The organism is Arthrobacter terrae (assembly GCF_015708085.1).
GTDB lineage: Bacteria > Actinomycetota > Actinomycetes > Actinomycetales > Micrococcaceae > Arthrobacter_M > Arthrobacter_M terrae.
On sequence record NZ_JADNYM010000002.1, the window covers coordinates 137,244 to 154,264 of the forward strand.

A 17,021-nucleotide genomic window follows, 5' to 3' on the forward strand; every position below is an offset into this window, starting at 1 on the left:
TTCCGTTTTTGATAGTTCCCAGCGTACTTATCCTCGGGCCATCCACCACCCCTCGGGACCAAAAAATTTCACCGTCGAAAGAGGGTCCGCGATGCTGGCAAAATAGGGAGGTGCCTTCCTCCCCCCAGCAGTCCCAGTTCTCCTTTACCGTCAACAAGCGCCTGGCTGATACCGCCAGTCCCACCGCGGCACAGCTCGACGTCAATGGGGGCGCCTTCGAGGGCCGCACCGGCACCATGGTGACCCCGCACGGGACGATTCAGACGCCGGCCTTTATTGCCGTTGGCACCAAAGCGACGGTGAAGGCAGTGCTGCCCGAGTCCATGAAGGAACTTGGCGCGCAGGCGCTGCTGGCCAACGCCTACCATCTGTATCTGCAGCCCGGCCCGGAACTGGTGGATGAGGCCGGCGGACTGGGGAAATTCATGAACTGGGCCGGTCCCACGTTCACCGACAGCGGTGGATTCCAGGTGATGTCGCTGGGGTCGGGCTTCAAGAAGGTCATCAATATGGACGGCGCCTCCCCGGGCGAAGGCGGCGGCGCCGATGACAGGGTTGCAGCCGGCAAGGAGCGGCTGGCACACATTGACGACGACGGTGTCTGGTTCAAGTCGCATCTGAACGGTGACCGGCACCGCTTCACTCCCGAGGTGAGCATGGCGGTCCAGCATCAGCTGGGCGCGGACATCATGTTCGCCTTTGACGAGCTCACCACGTTGATGAACTCCCGCGGCTACCAGGAAATGTCGCTGGAGCGGACGCGGCGTTGGGCCGAAAGATGCGTTGACGAGCATTTCCGGCTGACGGCGGAGCGGACCGGAAAACCGTACCAGGCGTTGTTCGGCGTCATTCAGGGCGCCCAGTATGAAGATCTGCGCCGCAAGGCCTCCCGGGACCTGGGCGGGATGAATTTTGACGGCTTCGGGATCGGCGGGGCACTGGAGAAGGAGAATCTGGGCACTATTGTCCGGTGGTGCAGCGAGGAACTGCCGGAGGATAAGCCGCGGCATCTGCTCGGCATCTCGGAGCCGGACGACATTTTCACCGCTATTGAAAACGGGGCTGACACCTTCGACTGTGTGTCTCCCACGCGGGTGGCGCGGACCTCCGCGTTCTACACGCCCTTGGGCCGGTTCAACCTCTCCAACGCACGTTTCAAGCGGGACTTCGGCCCGCTCGTGGAGGGCTGTGACTGCTACGCCTGCACCAACTACAGCCGGGCCTATATCCACCATCTTTTTAGGGCCAAGGAAATGGTGTCCGCAACCCTGGTGTCCATTCACAATGAGCGCTTTGTGGTCAAAATGGTCGACGACGCCCGGCTCGCCATCGAGGACGGCAGCTTCTTTGAGTTCAAGACCCGGACCTTGGCCGGCTACTACGCCGCCCGCTGACACCGCCTCTTGGCTTGGCCGGAGCCGGGAGTCCGGTGCAAGATGGAGCAATGTCCTCACACAGCTCTGAATCCACAACCATTCCCCGGCCGTCCGTTGCCCTGACCATTGCCGGATCAGAAGCTACCGGCGGCGCCGGAGCGCAGGCGGATCTAAAAACCTTTCAACAGCTCGGGGTTTTCGGCATCGCAGCCCTGACCTGCATCGTGTCCTTCAACCCGAAAGACAACTGGAATCACCGCTTCATACCAGTCGATGCGCAGGTGATCGCGGACCAGCTGGAAGCTACCTTCGCCGCCTACGACCCGGATGTTCTGGATACCGTGAAGATCGGCATGCTCGGCACCCCCACCACCATCGATACCGTGGCGCAGGCTTTGCGGGGGCGCGTCTGGAAGAACCTTGTGCTGGATCCGGTCTTGATCTGTAAGGGCCAGGAGCCCGGTGCCGCTCTGGATACCGACACTGCCTTGAAGAACCGGATTCTTCCATTGGCCACATTTGTCACGCCGAACCACTTCGAATCGCTGTCCCTGTCCGGCATGGACGCCATTAACGACGTCGAGGACCTCAAGGAAGCCGCGCGCAGGATTCATGCCGCCAGTGGAGCCGCCGTGCTGGCCAAGGGCGGCGTCCGCCTGTCCGGGCCCAACGCCGTCGACGTCTACTACGACGGCGGCACACTCGAGGTGCTTAGCTCACCGAAGGTCGGCGAGGTCGCCGTCAGCGGAGCGGGCTGCTCGCTGGCGGCCGCCATTGCCGCCGAACTTGCCAAGGGAGCTACGCCGTTGGCCGCTGCCCGGACCGCCAAGGCGTTCGTCACAGCGGGCATCAAAGCCCGGGTCGCCTCCAATGCCCCCTTTGACGCCCTCTGGCAGGGCGGTGCCCGCTAAACGAGGGATGCCCCCGGGGTTCCCGCCGGGGTTCCGGGCAGCTGCCCGGTGCCCAAACCGTAGGTCGGTTCGCGCTTCTTGATCCACTTGATGACGACGGCGGTCAACGGCACGAAGAGGTACTCCACCAGGGTTTTGTAGACAAATCCGACGATGACGTAATTGGCGAACATGCCAAAGCCGGTAATCCCGATGATCGGCGCCGCAATGGAGCAGAAAATCAACGTGTCCACGAATTCGCCCACACCGCTGGAGCCCATCAGGCGGACCCACAGCCGGCGCTCGCCCTGCCGGGCCTTCAGCCGCACCATGATGAGTGAATTGATGGTCTGACCCGCCAGGAATCCCAGCAGACTGGCCAGGACAATCTGCGGCACCGGCCCCAGCGCGCCCTCTATGGCAGCCTGTTTGGCCTGGCCGAAGTCGTCGGTGAAGCCGGGCAGAATGATAATGATCCAGTAAGTCAATGAGGCGAAGATGGAAAGTGCGAATGTGGTGAGGATGGCCCGGCGTGCCACCTTGAAACCGTAGACCTCGCTGATCACGTCCCCGAGGATGTACGCGAAGGGGAAAAGGAAGAAACCGCCATCGGTGGTGATCGGCCCGATCTGCACCCCTTTGGAGCCGCCGATGTTGGACAGGATGACGATAACCGCCATGAAAGCCAGCATGATGCCGAAGTAAGGGCTGCCGATCGAGGCAAAGCTGGGCGGTGTCTTGCGCGCACCGAGTGCTTGGTTGCTGCGGGAGGCGTTTATCTGCAGGGTTTTTTTATCCGGCGATGGCATAGCAGAACTCATATCTGAAAGAAGTGGTTTGCGCCCCTGCGGTTCCCTGACCGCACAACGGCGCTGTATTAGCACTGGATCCGTCTGCACCCGGATGGGAGTCAATTCTGCCATGCCGTGGAGGCATGGCCTACTACCAGAGCTATCGTGCGGAATGTGCCGGCCACGGTGCGGGAATGCCACCGACCGGTCACGGTGTTGGACACAGTATGAAGATTGAAATCTGGTCCGACATCGCGTGCCCCTGGTGCTACATTGGCAAGCGCCGATTCGAAACCGCGCTGGCCGCATTCGAGCACAAGGCCGAGGTCCAGGTGTACTGGCGCAGCTACCAGCTGGACCCGTCCCTCCCCGAGCATTACGACGGCACCGAACTGGCCTACTTGAGTGAACGCAAGGGGATGGACCCGGAGAACGTACGGCAGATGTTCGCCCATGTTAAGGAGCAGGCGGCCGGCGAAGGCCTGAGTTATGACTTTGACAAGGCGGTGGTCGCGAACAGCTTCCAGGCGCACCAGCTGCTGCATCTGGCCGCGGCACATGGCAAGGCCGACGACGTTAAAGAGGCGCTGCTGTCAGCGCACTTTGAGCGGGGCGAGGACATCGGCAGCAGGGAATTCCTGGTCCGGACCGGCACCGACGCAGGAATTCCTGCGGCCGAGGTTGCCGAGGCTCTGGCGAGCGGCAAGTATGCCGACGATGTCCGCGCCGACATTATTCAGGCCCGCAGCCTCGGCGTTACCGGGGTTCCCTTTTTTGTTATCGACCGCAAATACGGTATCTCCGGCGCCCAGCCGGCGGAGCTCTTCAGTGAGGCGCTGGAAGAGGCGTGGGCGCAGGCGCACCCATTGGTGATGGTCAACCAACCCGGCGGAGCGGGCTCCGGGACAAACGAAAGCGGCGAAGTATGCGGGCCGGACGGCTGCGCCGGCTGACTCCTACTGGTTGACTCCTACTGGTTGACTCCTACTGGCTGACTCCTACTGGCACTGACTTCCAGCAGGCTGGCTCCGGTCAGCGTTGCAGGACAGCCACCCCATAAGGGCCAAGGTCAGCCGACTCGATGGCGTCCCCGCCCAACGTCCGCAATGCCGCCGAAGCCAGCCCAACCGCCGTCGGCCCGGAGTGCTGGCTGAGCAGAACCACAAACTCCCTGCCGTCCTCGTGAATCAGGGAGTCCGCGAAGATCAGCGGATCATCGAGCTGCACCGGGCCGCGGATACCGGCAAGTGATGCCAGCGCCTCGTAAAGCCGGTAGGTATCTTCCGGATTGATCCGGCCCTGCGCCGCCGCAAGATATTCCAGCGGATAGGTGCACAAGACGGTCCGTCCCGCGCCGTGTTGCTTGACGATCAGGGCCGGATTGCCGCGTCCGTCAACAGCCACCACGGTTCCGTCGGTAGCCTGGACCGGCAGGAAAGCCCGGGAATGCTCGTTGCCCGCAGCCTTGAAGCGCAGCACGTCGCCCTTGGCCAGTGTGCCGAAATCCTCGGTAAAGGTCAGCTCAACCACGTCATCGTCAATCGGGTTGTTCAGCCCATAGACCAACTGACGCTCGACCCCGAAGATCTCCTCGGTGTAGATCCACCACGGCCCGCGCTGCGCCTGCGTTTCGCCAACGCAGTAGGAGGCATAAACGGTGGCGCCCGCTGAAGCCAGCCGCGGAAGCTGAACCCAGGATGGCCCCGTCAGTGCCTTAATGGACGGCAGCAGATACAGACCATAACCCTCCGGCAGGCCGCCGTCCTCGGCTTCCCGCACCACGCCCACGGGCAGATGTGCCTCATGCGCCGCCACGTATGACTGCTCGGCGGTCGTGACCACCAGTTCCCGTTCTGCCTCTTCAGTGAAGGGGTAGTCTGCAGCCAGATAGGAGGTCAGGACCAGTGCCGCGGACACCTGTGCACGCCGGAGCCGGGGCAGGTCGATGGCTTTAAGGGTATCGGCGAATGCCTTGAGCTCCAGGAGCGCCGGTTTGGGCGCACCGTCCGCATCGGTTATGCCGAAGTGCAGCTCAAACGGATGGTGGTTGTAGGGCCGCTGGTCCAGGATCGCGTCATAGTCCGTGTTATTCCAGGCGATCCAACCCGTCGCACCCGCCAGCAGCGTATTGTGCAGCAGTTGACGGTAATAGTGTCCGGCATTTTCGGCGGAGACAAAGTCACTGGACAGACCGAATTCCTCCATCACCACCGGCTGCCCGGTAACTGCGGACATTTCGGCGATGAAGGCCGCTTTCAGATGCTGGCGCAGCACGTCCGATTCCATTCGGTATACGTGCGGCCCGACAAAATCGGTGAACGGCGCCAGATCACGGATGGAAAAGCCGTTGTCATGACCGGTGGTTTCAATCCCCCAGGCCCCGTCTCCAATCGACACCGGCTGCCGGCCACCGCCGGCCCGCACCGCGTTGACCATGAGCTCCGACCAGGCCGCCACCTCTGCCCGGGTTGCCTCGCCACCGTAAATCGGAACCTCATTAGTGATCAGCCAGCCGGCAACCGCGGGATGGCCGGCAAATCGCTCCACCAGGGACTTGATGTACCAGGCCTGCCGGTTCACAAACCAGACATCCGTATAGAGGTTCCTCCCCGCCCGCCAACGTGGATCCCAGTTCTCACCGGACATGTGCCCCACGATGAAGGTGGGGACCGTGGTCATTCCGGCGCTGTGGTGCGCGTCCAGGAAATCCGCGAAATGTGCACAGGCCTCCTCGTTCAGCGTGTGCGGTTCCGGCTGGAAATCCGGCCAGTAGTAGAAGGAGCGCGTCAGGTTCAGCCCATGGCGGGCCAGGACGTCCAGTTCCTCCCGGATTACGGCGCCGTCGTAATTGCGCCACATCAGCGGGCCGCCGGTCCGCGACCAAAAATTGGCACCGAGCCAATTAGCCGGACTGCCGTTGGTTGCCAGCATACCAAAATTGCGCTCCATGCTGCTACTTCACCGCCCCGGCGGTCAGTCCGGCCACAAAGTTCCGCTGCAGCAGCAGGAAGCCGACGACGACGGGCACGCTGACCACCAGCGACGCCGCCATAATCTGGTTCCAGTACACGTTCGTTTGGGTCGAATAGAGCTGCAGCCCAACGGCCAGCGTTCGGTTGGACTCCGTCGTCATCACGGACGCGAACAGGACCTCGCCCCAGGACGTCATGAAACTATAGATGGCCACGGCAATCAGGCCCGGTCTGGCAGCCGGCAGGATCACGCGGAACAGCGCTCCCATCGGCCCGGAACCGTCCACCTTTGCGGCCTCGTCAAGCTCGCGCGGAATCCCGTCCAGATACCCGGACAACATCCAGATGGAGAAGGGCAGCGAAAACGTCAGGTAGGTAATAACCAAACCAAGCCGGGTGCCTACCAGCTGAATTCCCACCGCGGAATTGATGTTCACGAAAATCAAAAACAACGGCAGCAGGAATAGTACGCCGGGGAACATCTGGGTGGACAGGACGGTCGTGGAGAAGATGGACCGGCCGCGGAACCTGTAGCGCGAGATCGCGTAAGCAGCGAAAACCGCTATCACCAGGCTGAGGATTGTCGCCGCCCCGGCCACAATCACGCTGTTGACGAAGTAGCTCGCCAGCGGGACCGTCTTCCACATGTCGATAAAAGGTGTAATGGTCAGCTCCGACGGCCACCAGGTGAACGCGCCCTGCACATCACGCAGTGGTTTCAGCGCGGAAATGACCATCACGTAAACGGGCACCACCGTGAAAACCGTCAGGACCGCGATCACCACCATCCGAAAGACTTTTGCTGGAGTTGTTTCACGCACGCTTGGACCTCCGGTTCAAAACGAGTAGGTAGATTCCGGTGACCAGCAGCAGGAAGAGCAGCAGCAGCACCGACATGGCCGCGCCGGAGCCGAAGTTCCAGGTCAGGAAGGAGGCGTTATAGATGTGGAAGGAGATCAGGTCACCGGCGGGAGGCTGCGCATTGCCAAACAGCACAAACGGAGTGTTGAAGTCATTGAACGTCCACAGGAACATCACCAGCACCAGCACCATGTTCACTGGCCGCACCATCGGCAGCGTAATCGAAAGCCACTGCCGGAACGGCTTGGCTCCATCCACGGCCGACGCCTCATACACGTCCGTGGGAATGGACTGCAACCCGGCCATCAGCATGAGAAAAGCGAACGGCCAGAGCCGCCAGATGGCCACAATAACGACGGCGGCAAAAGCGTTGTCGCCAATCAGCCAGAACGGTTTGTCCCCGGAGATCCCAAGGTTGTCATACAGGAAGTGGTTGAGCGCGCCGGTGTCCTTTTGCAGCATGAACTTCCAGGCAATGATTCCGGCGTACATGGGCAGCGCATACGGCACCAGGAAAAGGGTGCGGAAGAAGCCTTGTCCCCAGAACTTCTTCTGCAGAGCGACGGCTGCGGCCATGCCAAGGCCCCAGGAGATTCCGACAACTAAAATGGTGAAGCCACAGGTAATCAAAAATGACTGCAGCAGCGACGCCCCCACGGCGCCGTTGAAGTCCAAGGCCACCTGATAGTTCTTAACCCCGATAACCGGAGCGCGGCCCCAATTGGAGATAAAGGCCTTGGTGAGTTTTAGGAAACTCATCCAAATTCCGGTGAACATGGGAATTACGTGAATGACGAGCTCAAAAATAATGGCCGGAGCCAGCAGCGCGTAGGGAAGCCACCAACCGGAGCGCCGGGGCCGGCGCGGGTTGCGGTCCGCGGGTTTGGTGGTTTTATCCGAAGTTGGAGTGGCAGTCGCAGCGGACATCCGGAGGACTCCCCTTTCTGTGCTGGTGCGGACGGGCGAAGGGACGCGCCGGGCGGCCGTGCAAAACTGAACCTGCGGGACCGCCCGGCCCATCCTGCGGAAGGCAGACTATCCGGCTGCCGCGACCTGCTGCTGTGCAGTCTCCATCGCCTTGCGGATGTCATCCGTGCTGACCGTTCCGCCCGAAGCGATGGTGGCGTACATCTGGTTCATCGCCTTGCCCACGGTGCTTTCAAACTGGTCCTCTGCGGGCACCAGCGGAAGCGGCTTTGACTTGTTGGCGTAAATGTCGGAGAAGATCTTCGCTTCCTCCGGGTTATCAGTGAAGTTCGCAGTGGCACCATTGAGCACCGGCAGCGCCGCGAAAGGCTTGTCCAGCGCTGTCTGCGTCTCGGGGCTGGTCATGAACTTCACGAACTTCAGCGCCGCGTCCTTGTTCTTGGTGTTTTTGAAGATGGAAAGATTAATGCCGGCCACGTGGCTGGCAACGTCCTTGCCGCCCTTCGGTGCGGGGAAGGCCACAACCCCGTACTGATCGCTCTTCATGCCGTTGGCAACAATGCTGCTGTCGGCGTTGTTCTGGTTGATGATCATTGCCACCTTGCCGGTCGCGAAGTCGTTCACGGCTTTGGTGCCGTTGTCATACTGCGCGTTCGCTACATCCACCACCTTGTCCGTCTGCATCAGATCAAGCTGACGCTTGATGCCGTCCACTACACCGTCGGAGGTGAAGGTGGGCTTGCCATCGGAGTCAAAGAGGTCTGCACCGTTCTGGGCGGCGTTGATGAAGGCGAAGTGGGCGTTTTCGGTGTAGCTCCCGGCCGCCAGGGCGAAGCCGTGCTGGTCTCCGGTCGTCAGTTTCTTGGCATCTGCGACCATGTCCTCCCACGTCGTCGGCGGTGTGAGGCCCGCGTCGGCGAACATGGCCTTGTTGTAGTACAGGCCATACGCCAGGCCGTACAGCGGAACAGAGGTGGGGTCCTGGCCCGGCATGCCGCCGGTGTCCAGCGCGGTTTTGACGAACTTATCCTTGCCTCCAATGGCATCCATGGCGCTGCTGTCGAACGGCATGAAGGCCTCGGTGGACTGCAGTGATGCTGCCCAGGTATTACCGATGTTTACGACGTCGGGAGCCTGCCCGGAGGTAACGGCGGTCTGGATACGTGTCTGCAGATCGTTCCAGCCAATCACCTCGAGATTCACTTTGACCCCGGTCTGGTCCTGGAACTTCTGCAGCTCAGGGGTCAGGACGGCCTTGTCATTGTCCAAGCTGGTGCCCTGGTTACTGGCCCAGTACGTGATGCTGCCGCCACCACCGGAGCTCTCCGAAGAACCGGAGGCATTGTTGCTTCCGCCGCACGCTGACGTTGTCAGCGCCAGTGCGGCGATGGCCGCCGTTGCGGCAAGGGTACGAATTTTCACTGAATGACTTCCTTGTCTGTATCCAAAGTGCGCCTGTAAAGCCAGGGATTCGGCCTAGGCACCAAACTAGATGACCTTTTGTCGATCGTCAATCAAAAGTTGGTAAATAGTCGGTAAATTCTTTTTGGTGCCGGAATACAGCAGTAAAAACCGGTGGGCCTGCGGAGCTACTGGCCGGCCAGCAGCGCGTCCACGCTGGCGGGGGCAAGGACATGGTCAATCACCATTCGGCTGGCACCCAGGACGCCTGCCCGGTCTGCCGCCATCGACTGCACAATCCGCAGCCGGGCGGTGGCCAGCGGCAGCGAGCGCTGGTAGACAATCTCACGCACGCCGGCCATGAAGTAGTCTCCGGCCGTCAGCAGCCCCCCGCCAATGACGATGATGGATGGGTTGAGCAGGTTTACACAGCCCGCCAACACGTCGCCGACATCCCGTCCGGCCTGCCGCATGGCAGCGATGGCGGGCAGGTTGCCTCTATGTGCGAGCTCCAGGACATCCTCGCCGGTGACGGCCGGAATTCCGTCCGCGGCCAGGGCCGCAGCGACAGCCGGCCCCGAGGCCAGCGCTTCCAAGCAGCCGTAGTTCCCGCAGCGGCACAACACATCGCTGCCGCGCGGCACGCGAACGTGCCCGATATCCCCGGCTGTACCGTCGGATCCGCGCTGCAACAGTCCGCCGCTGATCAGCCCCGCGCCGATGCCGGTCGCAACCTTGACGAACAACAAATCCTGCGCGTGCGGCCAGTAGATGGCCCGTTCCCCGAGGGCCATGATATTGACGTCGTTGTCCACCAGAACCTCGGTCGCAAGCGAGCGCTGTACGTATCCCGGGACATCGAAACCGTCCCAGCCGGGCATGATCGGCGGATTCGCCGGCCGGCCGGTGGAATGCTCCACCGGCCCTGGCAATCCGATGCCAACCCCCGCCAGCTCCCGTTCATGCCGCCCGGCCTGCGCCAGCAGTTTTTGGCAGTCCTGCACCACAAGATCGAGCACCGCCCGAGGGCCGGCTGAAATGTCAATGGCTGCGCGGGCTTCACACAGCACGCGTCCGCTGAGGTCCGTCAGCGCCACGAGCATATGGGTTGCGCCAATGTCCGCGGCGAGAACGACGCGCGCTGTTGGCTGAAATGCCAGGCGTGACGGCGGTCGACCGCCGGAGGAGACCGCCTCGCCTGCCGGGCCGATTAACCCGGAAACGGTCAGGGCGTCTATTCTGCTGGCCACAGTGGACCGTGCCAATCCGGTGATCTCCGCCATTTCCGCCCGGGTTCGCGCGTGTCCGTCGCGGAGCAGCTGAAAGAGCTCACCGGCGCGTGAAAGGCTTGCTCCGGAGGCCGCTGGTACAGCTGGCCCGGCACCGGTCAGACGTGGCATTAACATGCCTTTATTGATAGCACGCCCGGACGGCAGACCGCACTTAGAGCGGGCATAATTCCGTTTTGTGTCGAAACCCTTGGTACTTTTGCTTGACGCTCGGTAAAAGCTGGCCTACGTTGTTGGATGACTGCCGTTGTTGCATAGCTGCACAACCACCGCCCCCACTACCGTCAGGAGAACCCGTGACTTACTCCCTTCAGCTCTACACCGTCCGAGGCCCCTTGGAGGCGGATCTTCCGGGGACCATCAAGCGGGTGGCCGAGATCGGATACACTGCCGTCGAGCCCTATAATTTCGTGGCGACCGCCGATGAGTTGGCAGCGGCCCTGACGGCTAACAACCTCACTGCGCCTTCCGGCCATGCTCCCTTGTTGCGCGCAGACCAGGATCAGATCTTTGCCGCCGCGCAGAAACTGGGCATCTCAACGGTCATCGATCCGCACGTGGACAGCAGCCGCTGGAACACCGAAGAAGACATTGTGGCCACCGCCAAGGCGCTGAACGCCGCGGCTGCGAAGGGCGCCGGCTACGGCATCCGGGTGGGTTACCACAATCACGAGTTCGAGCTGGAATCGCGTATCAGCGGCCGCTCCGGCCTGGAAGTCCTGGCCGCGCATCTTGATCCTTCGGTGGTGCTGGAAGTGGATACCTACTGGGCCGCCGTTGGTGGCGAGGATCCGGTGAAGCTGCTCGGACGGCTCGGCGAAAGGGTCAAGCTGATCCATATCAAGGACGGCCCGCTGACGAAGGAAAACAAGGACCAGGTGGCCGTCGGACAGGGCAGCGCGCCGATCTGGGATGTCATTGCAGCCGTGCCCGGTCTGGAGATCGGCGTCGTCGAACTTGATGACTTCAACGGCGATATCTTCGACGCCGTGACCGAAAGCTTAAACTACCTCAAGGCAGGACGGAACTAAATGAGCCAGCAACCGAACCAGACCAGCGGCCGTCAAGCGGGTGAACGGACCGGTCCCGTCGGGGTCGCCGTAATCGGTGCAGGAGTTATCAGCAAGGAATACCTGACCAATCTGACCAGCTTCCCGGACATTAAGGTCCACATAGTTGCCGACATATTCGAGCAGGTCGCCGCGGAACGGGCCGCGGAATTCGGCATCGGCGCCTCCGGTGGAGTGCAGGCGGCGCTGGATCACCCGGATGTTGAGATCGTCGTCAACCTCACGATTCCCGCCGCGCACGTCGAGGTCGCGACGGCGGCACTGAATGCCGGCAAACATGTCTGGAGCGAAAAGCCATTCTCGCTGGACCGGGACAGCGGTCTCGGGCTGCTCAAGGCCGCTGATGCCGCGGGCCTGCGCCTCGGCTGCGCGCCGGACACGTTTCTGGGCGCCGGAATGCAAACCGCTCTTCGCATCATTGCCCGAGGGGACATTGGCGTGCCGTTGACGGCGCTGACGCTCATGCAGTCCCCCGGGCCGGAGTCCTGGCATCCCAACCCGGCATTCCTGTTCCAGGAAGGTGCTGGGCCGCTGTTTGACATCGGCCCGTATTACCTAACAGCACTGGTGCAGACCTTTGGCGCCATTACCAAGGTCGCCGCCTTTGGGTCCAAATCCCGCGAAACCCGGATCATCGGCTCGGGGCCCAAGGTCGGGGAAGAATTCGCTGTCACGGTCCCCAGCCACGTCAGCGCCATTGCAGAGTTCGCGGGCGGAGAATCCTCGCAGAGCATCTTCAGCTTCGATTCCCCGCTCAAGCGGGCAGGTTTCGTCGAAGTCACCGGGACCGAGGCGACAATCGCCATCCCGGATCCCAACATGTTCGACGGCGATATCATTCTGACCCGCCGCGGTCAGGACGAGCCGGAGACTATCCCGGCCGTGGGCGCCACCAGCACCCGCGGCTCCGGCGTACTCGAAATGGCGCGCGCCCTCCGGGCAGGGCGTCCGCACCGAGCTCAGGGAGCCGTTGCATATCACGTGCTCGATGCCATGGTCTCCATTGCCGAGTCCATTGACACCGGTCAATTCGTTTCTTTGCAGAGCAGCGCGGATGCCGCCGAGCCGCTGCCGGAGGACTGGGACCCCACCGCCGCCACGCTTGAAGAAGCGCCGTGAGCATCGCCCAGCCGGATCGGGCCGCGCCCGGTTCAGGCCACCCGCTGGGCGTGGCTGTAATCGGCTATGCCTTTATGGGCAAGGCGCATTCGAACGCCTGGCGCAATGCGGGCGCTTTCTTCGACGTGCCAGCCTTTACGCAAAAGGTCTTGGTCGGCCGGGATGCGGCTGCGGTTGCTGCGGCAGCGGCCCGGTACGGCTGGGCCGAATCGGCCACCGACTGGCGCGAAGTTATTGCCCGGGATGACATCGACATTGTGGACATCTGCGCGCCGGGGGCCCTGCATGCCGAGATTGCCGTCGCAGCGCTGGCAGCCGGAAAGCACGTGCTGGTGGAGAAACCACTGGCTAATTCGCTCGGCGAGGCCAACGCCATGGTTGCCGCGGCGCAGCAGGCCCGTGACCGCGGTGTCCGGTCAATGGTCGGGTTCACCTACCGCCGCGTTCCCGCGCTGGCGCTGGCCCGCAGCCTGATTGGCGGCGGAAAACTCGGTGTGATCCGCCACGTCCGCGCGGCCTACCTGCAGGACTGGCTCACCGATGACGGTTCCCCCATGACCTGGCGGCTGCGTAGGGAATCTGCCGGTTCAGGGGCGCTCGGCGACATCGCCAGCCATGCCATCGACCAGGTGCAGTTCCTGCTCGGTGACTCGGTGACCGAGGTCTCCGGCCGGCTGCACACCTTTGTCACCGAACGTCCCGGTCCACACGGCCCGGAAGCGGTAACGGTCGACGACGCCGCCTGGGCCACGCTGTCCCTCGCCGGCGGCGCGGTGGCCAGCGTTGAGGTCTCCCGGATGGCACTGGGCCGCAAAAATGCCCTGCAGATCGAGGTCTTCGGCAGCAAAGGCAGCCTCCGGTTTGATCTGGAGAACCCCAACGAGCTGTACTTCTTCGACGGTATGGATCCCATTAAGGAACAAGGGTTCCGCCGCATCCTCGTCACGGAACCAGAGCACCCTTACGTAGCTGCCTGGTGGCCACAGGGACACGTGCTCGGCTGGGAAAACAGCTTCACGCACGAGATCAGGGACTTCCTGCTGGCCGTCGGCTCCGGCACCGACCCGTCGCCGTCGTTCGAAGACGGGCTGGCCGTCCAGCGCGTACTGGCCGCCATCGAGGAATCGGCAGCAGCCAAAAGCTCCCTCATCCAACTAGCCCAACGCTGACCAGCACCCGATTCCGCAGCAGCCAACTCCAAGGAGCCAGCCATGACCCGCCCCTATACACTCTTTACCGGCCAATGGGCCGATCTGCCCTTCGAGGAGGTTGCCAGGCTCGCGTCCGGCTGGGGCTATGACGGCCTGGAAATCGCTGTATCAGGGGACCATCTGGACGCCTCGCAATGGGACGACGACGACTACGTTGCCGGCAAACTGGCTGTACTGGAGAAATACAACCTCAAGGTCTGGGCCATCTCCAACCACCTCAAGGGTCAGGCGGTCTGCGATAACCCAATCGACTTCCGGCATCAGGGGATCGTCGGCACCAGGGTGTGGGGCGACGGCGACCCGGAGGGAGTCCGGCAGCGCGCCGCCGAGGACATGAAGGACACCGCACGGTTAGCCGGAAAACTCGGTGTTAAGACAGTCGTAGGCTTCACCGGTTCTTCCATCTGGCAGTACGTTGCCATGTTCCCGCCGGTTCCCGAATCCGTGATCGACGCCGGCTATCAGGACTTTGCCGACCGATGGAACCCGATCCTGGACGTCTTTGATGAATGCGGCGTCCGCTTTGCCCACGAGGTCCACCCCTCCGAAATCGCCTACGACTACTGGACCACAGTCCGCACTTTGGAGGCCATCGGCCACCGGGAAGCCTTCGGCATTAACTGGGACCCCAGCCACTTCATGTGGCAGGGCACCGATCCGGTTTCCTTCATCTGGGACTTCAAGGACCGGATTTACCACGTCGACTGCAAGGACACGAAAATGCGCCTGACCGGGCGGAACACCGTCCTGGGCTCGCACCTGCCCTGGGGGGATCCGCGCCGGGGCTGGGACTTCGTCTCCGCCGGCCGAGGAGACGTGCCGTGGGAATCGAGTTTCCGGGCACTGACCGCCATCGGCTACGACGGACCCATCTCCATTGAATGGGAAGACGCGGCAATGGACCGCCTTGAGGGTGCCCCCGAGGCTCTGGCGGCTCTGAAAAAGTTCAGCTTTTCTCCCTCCGGGCAGTCCTTCGACTCCGCTTTCAGCAATCAGGATTAAGCACGCCAAACCTAAGAACACCTCGGCTAAGCAGATCGGGACTAAATACGGGCGGGCTGTATAGGGAGGGGCCGTGTAGGGAGGGGCCGTATAGGGAGGGGCCGTGTAGGGAGGGGCCGTGTAGGCGCGGGATAACTGCCGTGCGGCAGCCGTCGCACCTGCCTCAGCCGCGCACTTTTACTGACAGTTCGCGGTAAAGTGTCTATATGCCCCGGATAGCCGCCCCTACGAACGTAGAACAGCGCGCGCAGACCCAGCGCAAAATTTTAGCCGCCTTCGGTACCCTTCTTTTTACTCATGGTCTGCCCGGCCTGACCATGACGGACGTCGCCCGGCAGGCAGGTGTGGGTCGAACCGCCGTCTATAACTACTTTGCCGATCTGGAGCAGCTTCTCGTTGCTTATGCTTTGGATGAAACCGGCCGGTTCGTCAGTGATCTGAAAACCGAGCTGGCCCGGCTGGACAGCCCCGTAGACCGGCTGGCGCTGTACATCCGGGTCCAGATGGAGGATCTGGCACGCCGCCACCTCCCGCCCGGCCCGGCCATGCGATCCGTTCTGTCGCCTGGATCCTTTGCCAAACTTGGTGTCCACGTCGGCGAGCTCAACGCCGTGCTGGCGGACATTCTGCGCGACGGCATGGAGCAGGGCTACATTCCACTCGACGATGTGACGAGCCTGGCACCCCTGATCCACGGCTCTCTTGCCGCCAGCGCCTCCCGCGGGAACGAGCAGGACGCGGTGGAAAACGCGGCCCACATAGCCGGCGCTGTCCGATTTATCCAAGCCGGCGTCGGCGTTGTCTTCGGCGCCGACGGACACCCGGTCAGAAGCTTCCCGGCTGCCCGCTGGCCTACGGCGGGCTGGTCGCGCCCGGAGTAGCGCTCGGACTCATTTGAGGGCAGGAAAGCAGGCCGGGCGTCTGGTCGACCTTCTCGGCGGCCACCAGCTCGCTGAACCCGCTGGCCAGGTAAACATCCACGCTGGCGTCCGTGCGGTCGTCCTGAACGTAGTCCGTCCCGGCGAGGTTGCGCTGCAGATTGAATGCTGCTGACTGGCCCGCCGCACCGGAAACTATCACTGCCGGGCCGGAATAGTTGGTCGATTTATTGGCGATCGCTCCGATCTGGAAGCCGCGGTCCTTCAGCTCAGCGGCCACCGAAGTGGCGAGTCCTTCCCGCAGCGTGCTGTTATACACATTCACCAGGACGTCCTTATTGGCAGGATAGTCGAACGTCGCCGCCGGACAGGCAAGGGCCGCCGTCGTCCGGCTCTGCCCGAAGGGTAGGACAATGTCTCCGCGGGCCAGCAGCATGGCTAAAACCACGCCGGCGATGACCAGCGCTGCGAGCGCCGTCAAAATCACGCCGTGCACCAGCCGATGGCGGAACTGTATCGGGTTTTCCAGCTCCTGAGTGGGAGCAAAAACCTGCTGCAGGTCCGGGCCACTGACCACGTGGTGACCGTGGAAGACCGTGACATCCTTCGAACGCCGCCGCTGGCGCTGGTGCGCCCGCAGCACCCGCTTTTCCGACTGACGCTGCGCAGCCCGCGCCTTACGGGCTTCCCTGGCGCCGGTACCCGACCGCATCGGGCCCGACGGCAACAAATCAGGGCCCACCGATTCGGACCGCGCGGAACCAGCCGGCGCGGAACCAGCCGGCGTCGAACGGCCCGTGGGCGGCAGCTGCGGTCTGGGCGGCACTCCCTGCTCAGCCGGGTCTTTAGTCATCAACGACCAGAACGCGCGCGTGCAGAATCGTCCGCTGATGCAGCGCAGTGCGCACGGCCCGGTGCAGGCCATCTTCCAGGTACAACGTGTTCCGCCACTGCACCACATGCGGGAAAAGATCCCCAAAGAACGTTGAGTCCTCCGCCAGCAGCGCTTCCAGATCCAGCGTAGTTTTCGTGGTGACCAGCTCATCCAGCCGGACCTGCCGAGGGGCTACCGCGGCCCAGTCCTTGGGTGAGACGTAGCCGTGTTCCGGGTAGGGGCGTCCGTCGCCAACTGCTTTGAAGATCACTCGTCCAGCCTAGGGAAAAGCACTGACGGTGGGAACTCGCCATGCCTATGTGTCGCTGGCCGATGCCAAATGGTTACGGCTCGAAGCGC

At 62.6% G+C, this 17,021-nt stretch carries 16 protein-coding genes; 8 read left to right on the plus strand and 8 right to left on the minus strand.

Going from position 1 to position 17,021, the window contains the following annotated elements:
* The first annotated feature begins 110 nt into the window (after window positions 1–110).
* On the plus strand, window positions 111–1,394 hold the full coding sequence (tgt, locus tag IV500_RS01855) for a tRNA guanosine(34) transglycosylase Tgt (protein ID WP_196395122.1): 1,284 nt from the start codon (window positions 111–113) through the stop codon (window positions 1,392–1,394).
* Window positions 1,395–1,444: 50 nt separating this feature from the next.
* On the plus strand, window positions 1,445–2,287 hold the full coding sequence (locus tag IV500_RS01860) for a hydroxymethylpyrimidine/phosphomethylpyrimidine kinase (protein WP_196395123.1): 843 nt from the start codon (window positions 1,445–1,447) through the stop codon (window positions 2,285–2,287).
* On the opposite strand, the gene IV500_RS01865 is transcribed toward IV500_RS01860, so the two are convergent.
* Window positions 2,284–3,075, minus strand: coding sequence for a queuosine precursor transporter (locus IV500_RS01865; RefSeq protein ID WP_196395124.1), 792 nt, complete (start codon window positions 3,073–3,075; stop codon window positions 2,284–2,286). The two genes, IV500_RS01860 and IV500_RS01865, sit on opposite strands and share 4 nt — an antisense overlap.
* A 209-nt stretch (window positions 3,076–3,284) precedes the next feature.
* Between IV500_RS01865 and IV500_RS01870 the strand changes: the two genes are divergently transcribed.
* Complete coding sequence (locus tag IV500_RS01870; RefSeq protein ID WP_196395125.1) at window positions 3,285–4,010, plus strand: DsbA family oxidoreductase; 726 nt, start codon at window positions 3,285–3,287, stop codon at window positions 4,008–4,010.
* A 79-nt stretch (window positions 4,011–4,089) separates the two neighbouring features.
* On the opposite strand, the gene IV500_RS01875 is transcribed toward IV500_RS01870, so the two are convergent.
* The 5 genes from IV500_RS01875 to IV500_RS01895 all read right to left on the minus strand — a co-directional run bounded on the left by IV500_RS01875 (window position 4,090) and on the right by IV500_RS01895 (window position 10,618).
* Window positions 4,090–6,006: a glycoside hydrolase 5 family protein gene (locus IV500_RS01875; protein WP_196395126.1), complete on the minus strand. Its 1,917-nt coding sequence runs from the start codon at window positions 6,004–6,006 to the stop codon at window positions 4,090–4,092.
* Window positions 6,007–6,010: 4 nt separating this feature from the next.
* Window positions 6,011–6,850, minus strand: a complete 840-nt coding sequence (locus IV500_RS01880) for a carbohydrate ABC transporter permease (protein ID WP_196395127.1) — start codon at window positions 6,848–6,850, stop codon at window positions 6,011–6,013.
* A complete protein-coding gene (locus tag IV500_RS01885; protein ID WP_196395128.1) occupies window positions 6,843–7,817 on the minus strand; it encodes a carbohydrate ABC transporter permease in 975 nt (324 codons plus the stop codon). The genes IV500_RS01880 and IV500_RS01885 overlap by 8 nt, the downstream gene beginning before the upstream one ends.
* A 108-nt stretch (window positions 7,818–7,925) precedes the next feature.
* Window positions 7,926–9,239: an ABC transporter substrate-binding protein gene (locus tag IV500_RS01890; RefSeq protein ID WP_196395129.1), complete on the minus strand. Its 1,314-nt coding sequence runs from the start codon at window positions 9,237–9,239 to the stop codon at window positions 7,926–7,928.
* A 167-nt stretch (window positions 9,240–9,406) separates the two neighbouring features.
* Window positions 9,407–10,618: an ROK family transcriptional regulator gene (locus tag IV500_RS01895; RefSeq protein ID WP_196395130.1), complete on the minus strand. Its 1,212-nt coding sequence runs from the start codon at window positions 10,616–10,618 to the stop codon at window positions 9,407–9,409.
* Window positions 10,619–10,803: 185 nt separating this feature from the next.
* Between IV500_RS01895 and IV500_RS01900 the strand changes: the two genes are divergently transcribed.
* The 5 genes from IV500_RS01900 to IV500_RS01920 all read left to right on the plus strand — a co-directional run bounded on the left by IV500_RS01900 (window position 10,804) and on the right by IV500_RS01920 (window position 15,790).
* A complete protein-coding gene (locus IV500_RS01900) occupies window positions 10,804–11,538 on the plus strand; it encodes a sugar phosphate isomerase/epimerase family protein (protein WP_196395131.1) in 735 nt (244 codons plus the stop codon).
* A complete protein-coding gene (locus IV500_RS01905; RefSeq protein WP_196395132.1) occupies window positions 11,539–12,696 on the plus strand; it encodes a Gfo/Idh/MocA family protein in 1,158 nt (385 codons plus the stop codon).
* A complete protein-coding gene (locus tag IV500_RS01910) occupies window positions 12,693–13,865 on the plus strand; it encodes a Gfo/Idh/MocA family protein (protein WP_312875787.1) in 1,173 nt (390 codons plus the stop codon). Before IV500_RS01905 ends, IV500_RS01910 begins: the two co-directional genes overlap by 4 nt.
* Before the next feature lie 42 nt (window positions 13,866–13,907).
* Entirely contained in the window at window positions 13,908–14,909 is a 1,002-nt protein-coding gene (locus tag IV500_RS01915; RefSeq protein WP_196395133.1) for a sugar phosphate isomerase/epimerase family protein, read from the plus strand.
* Window positions 14,910–15,115: 206 nt separating this feature from the next.
* A complete protein-coding gene (locus IV500_RS01920) occupies window positions 15,116–15,790 on the plus strand; it encodes a TetR/AcrR family transcriptional regulator (protein WP_196395134.1) in 675 nt (224 codons plus the stop codon).
* Here the strand turns inward: IV500_RS01920 and IV500_RS01925 are convergent.
* Both IV500_RS01925 and IV500_RS01930 read right to left on the minus strand, forming a co-directional pair.
* The gene (locus IV500_RS01925; protein ID WP_230854335.1) at window positions 15,762–16,640 is read right to left on the minus strand and encodes a LytR C-terminal domain-containing protein; all 879 of its coding nucleotides are present in this window, start codon (window positions 16,638–16,640) and stop codon (window positions 15,762–15,764) included. The two genes, IV500_RS01920 and IV500_RS01925, sit on opposite strands and share 29 nt — an antisense overlap.
* Window positions 16,633–16,932, minus strand: coding sequence for a type II toxin-antitoxin system VapB family antitoxin (locus IV500_RS01930; RefSeq protein WP_196395135.1), 300 nt, complete (start codon window positions 16,930–16,932; stop codon window positions 16,633–16,635). Before IV500_RS01930 ends, IV500_RS01925 begins: the two co-directional genes overlap by 8 nt.
* Between the last annotated feature and the right edge of the window lie 89 nt (window positions 16,933–17,021).

Excerpts from the sequence above, each read along its gene's own strand:
- IV500_RS01895 (WP_196395130.1), bottom strand. The coding sequence starts at position 10,618 with ATGCCACGTCTGACCGGTGCCGGGCCAGCTGTACCAGCGGCCTCCGGA.
- IV500_RS01915 (WP_196395133.1), top strand. The coding sequence starts at position 13,908 with ATGACCCGCCCCTATACACTCTTTACCGGCCAATGGGCCGATCTGCCC.
- IV500_RS01870 (WP_196395125.1), top strand. The coding sequence starts at position 3,285 with ATGAAGATTGAAATCTGGTCCGACATCGCGTGCCCCTGGTGCTACATT.
- IV500_RS01920 (WP_196395134.1), top strand. The coding sequence starts at position 15,116 with ATGCCCCGGATAGCCGCCCCTACGAACGTAGAACAGCGCGCGCAGACC.
- IV500_RS01875 (WP_196395126.1), bottom strand. The coding sequence starts at position 6,006 with ATGGAGCGCAATTTTGGTATGCTGGCAACCAACGGCAGTCCGGCTAAT.
- IV500_RS01905 (WP_196395132.1), top strand. The coding sequence starts at position 11,539 with ATGAGCCAGCAACCGAACCAGACCAGCGGCCGTCAAGCGGGTGAACGG.
- IV500_RS01865 (WP_196395124.1), bottom strand. The coding sequence starts at position 3,075 with ATGCCATCGCCGGATAAAAAAACCCTGCAGATAAACGCCTCCCGCAGC.
- IV500_RS01925 (WP_230854335.1), bottom strand. The coding sequence starts at position 16,640 with ATGACTAAAGACCCGGCTGAGCAGGGAGTGCCGCCCAGACCGCAGCTG.
- IV500_RS01885 (WP_196395128.1), bottom strand. The coding sequence starts at position 7,817 with ATGTCCGCTGCGACTGCCACTCCAACTTCGGATAAAACCACCAAACCC.
- IV500_RS01860 (WP_196395123.1), top strand. The coding sequence starts at position 1,445 with ATGTCCTCACACAGCTCTGAATCCACAACCATTCCCCGGCCGTCCGTT.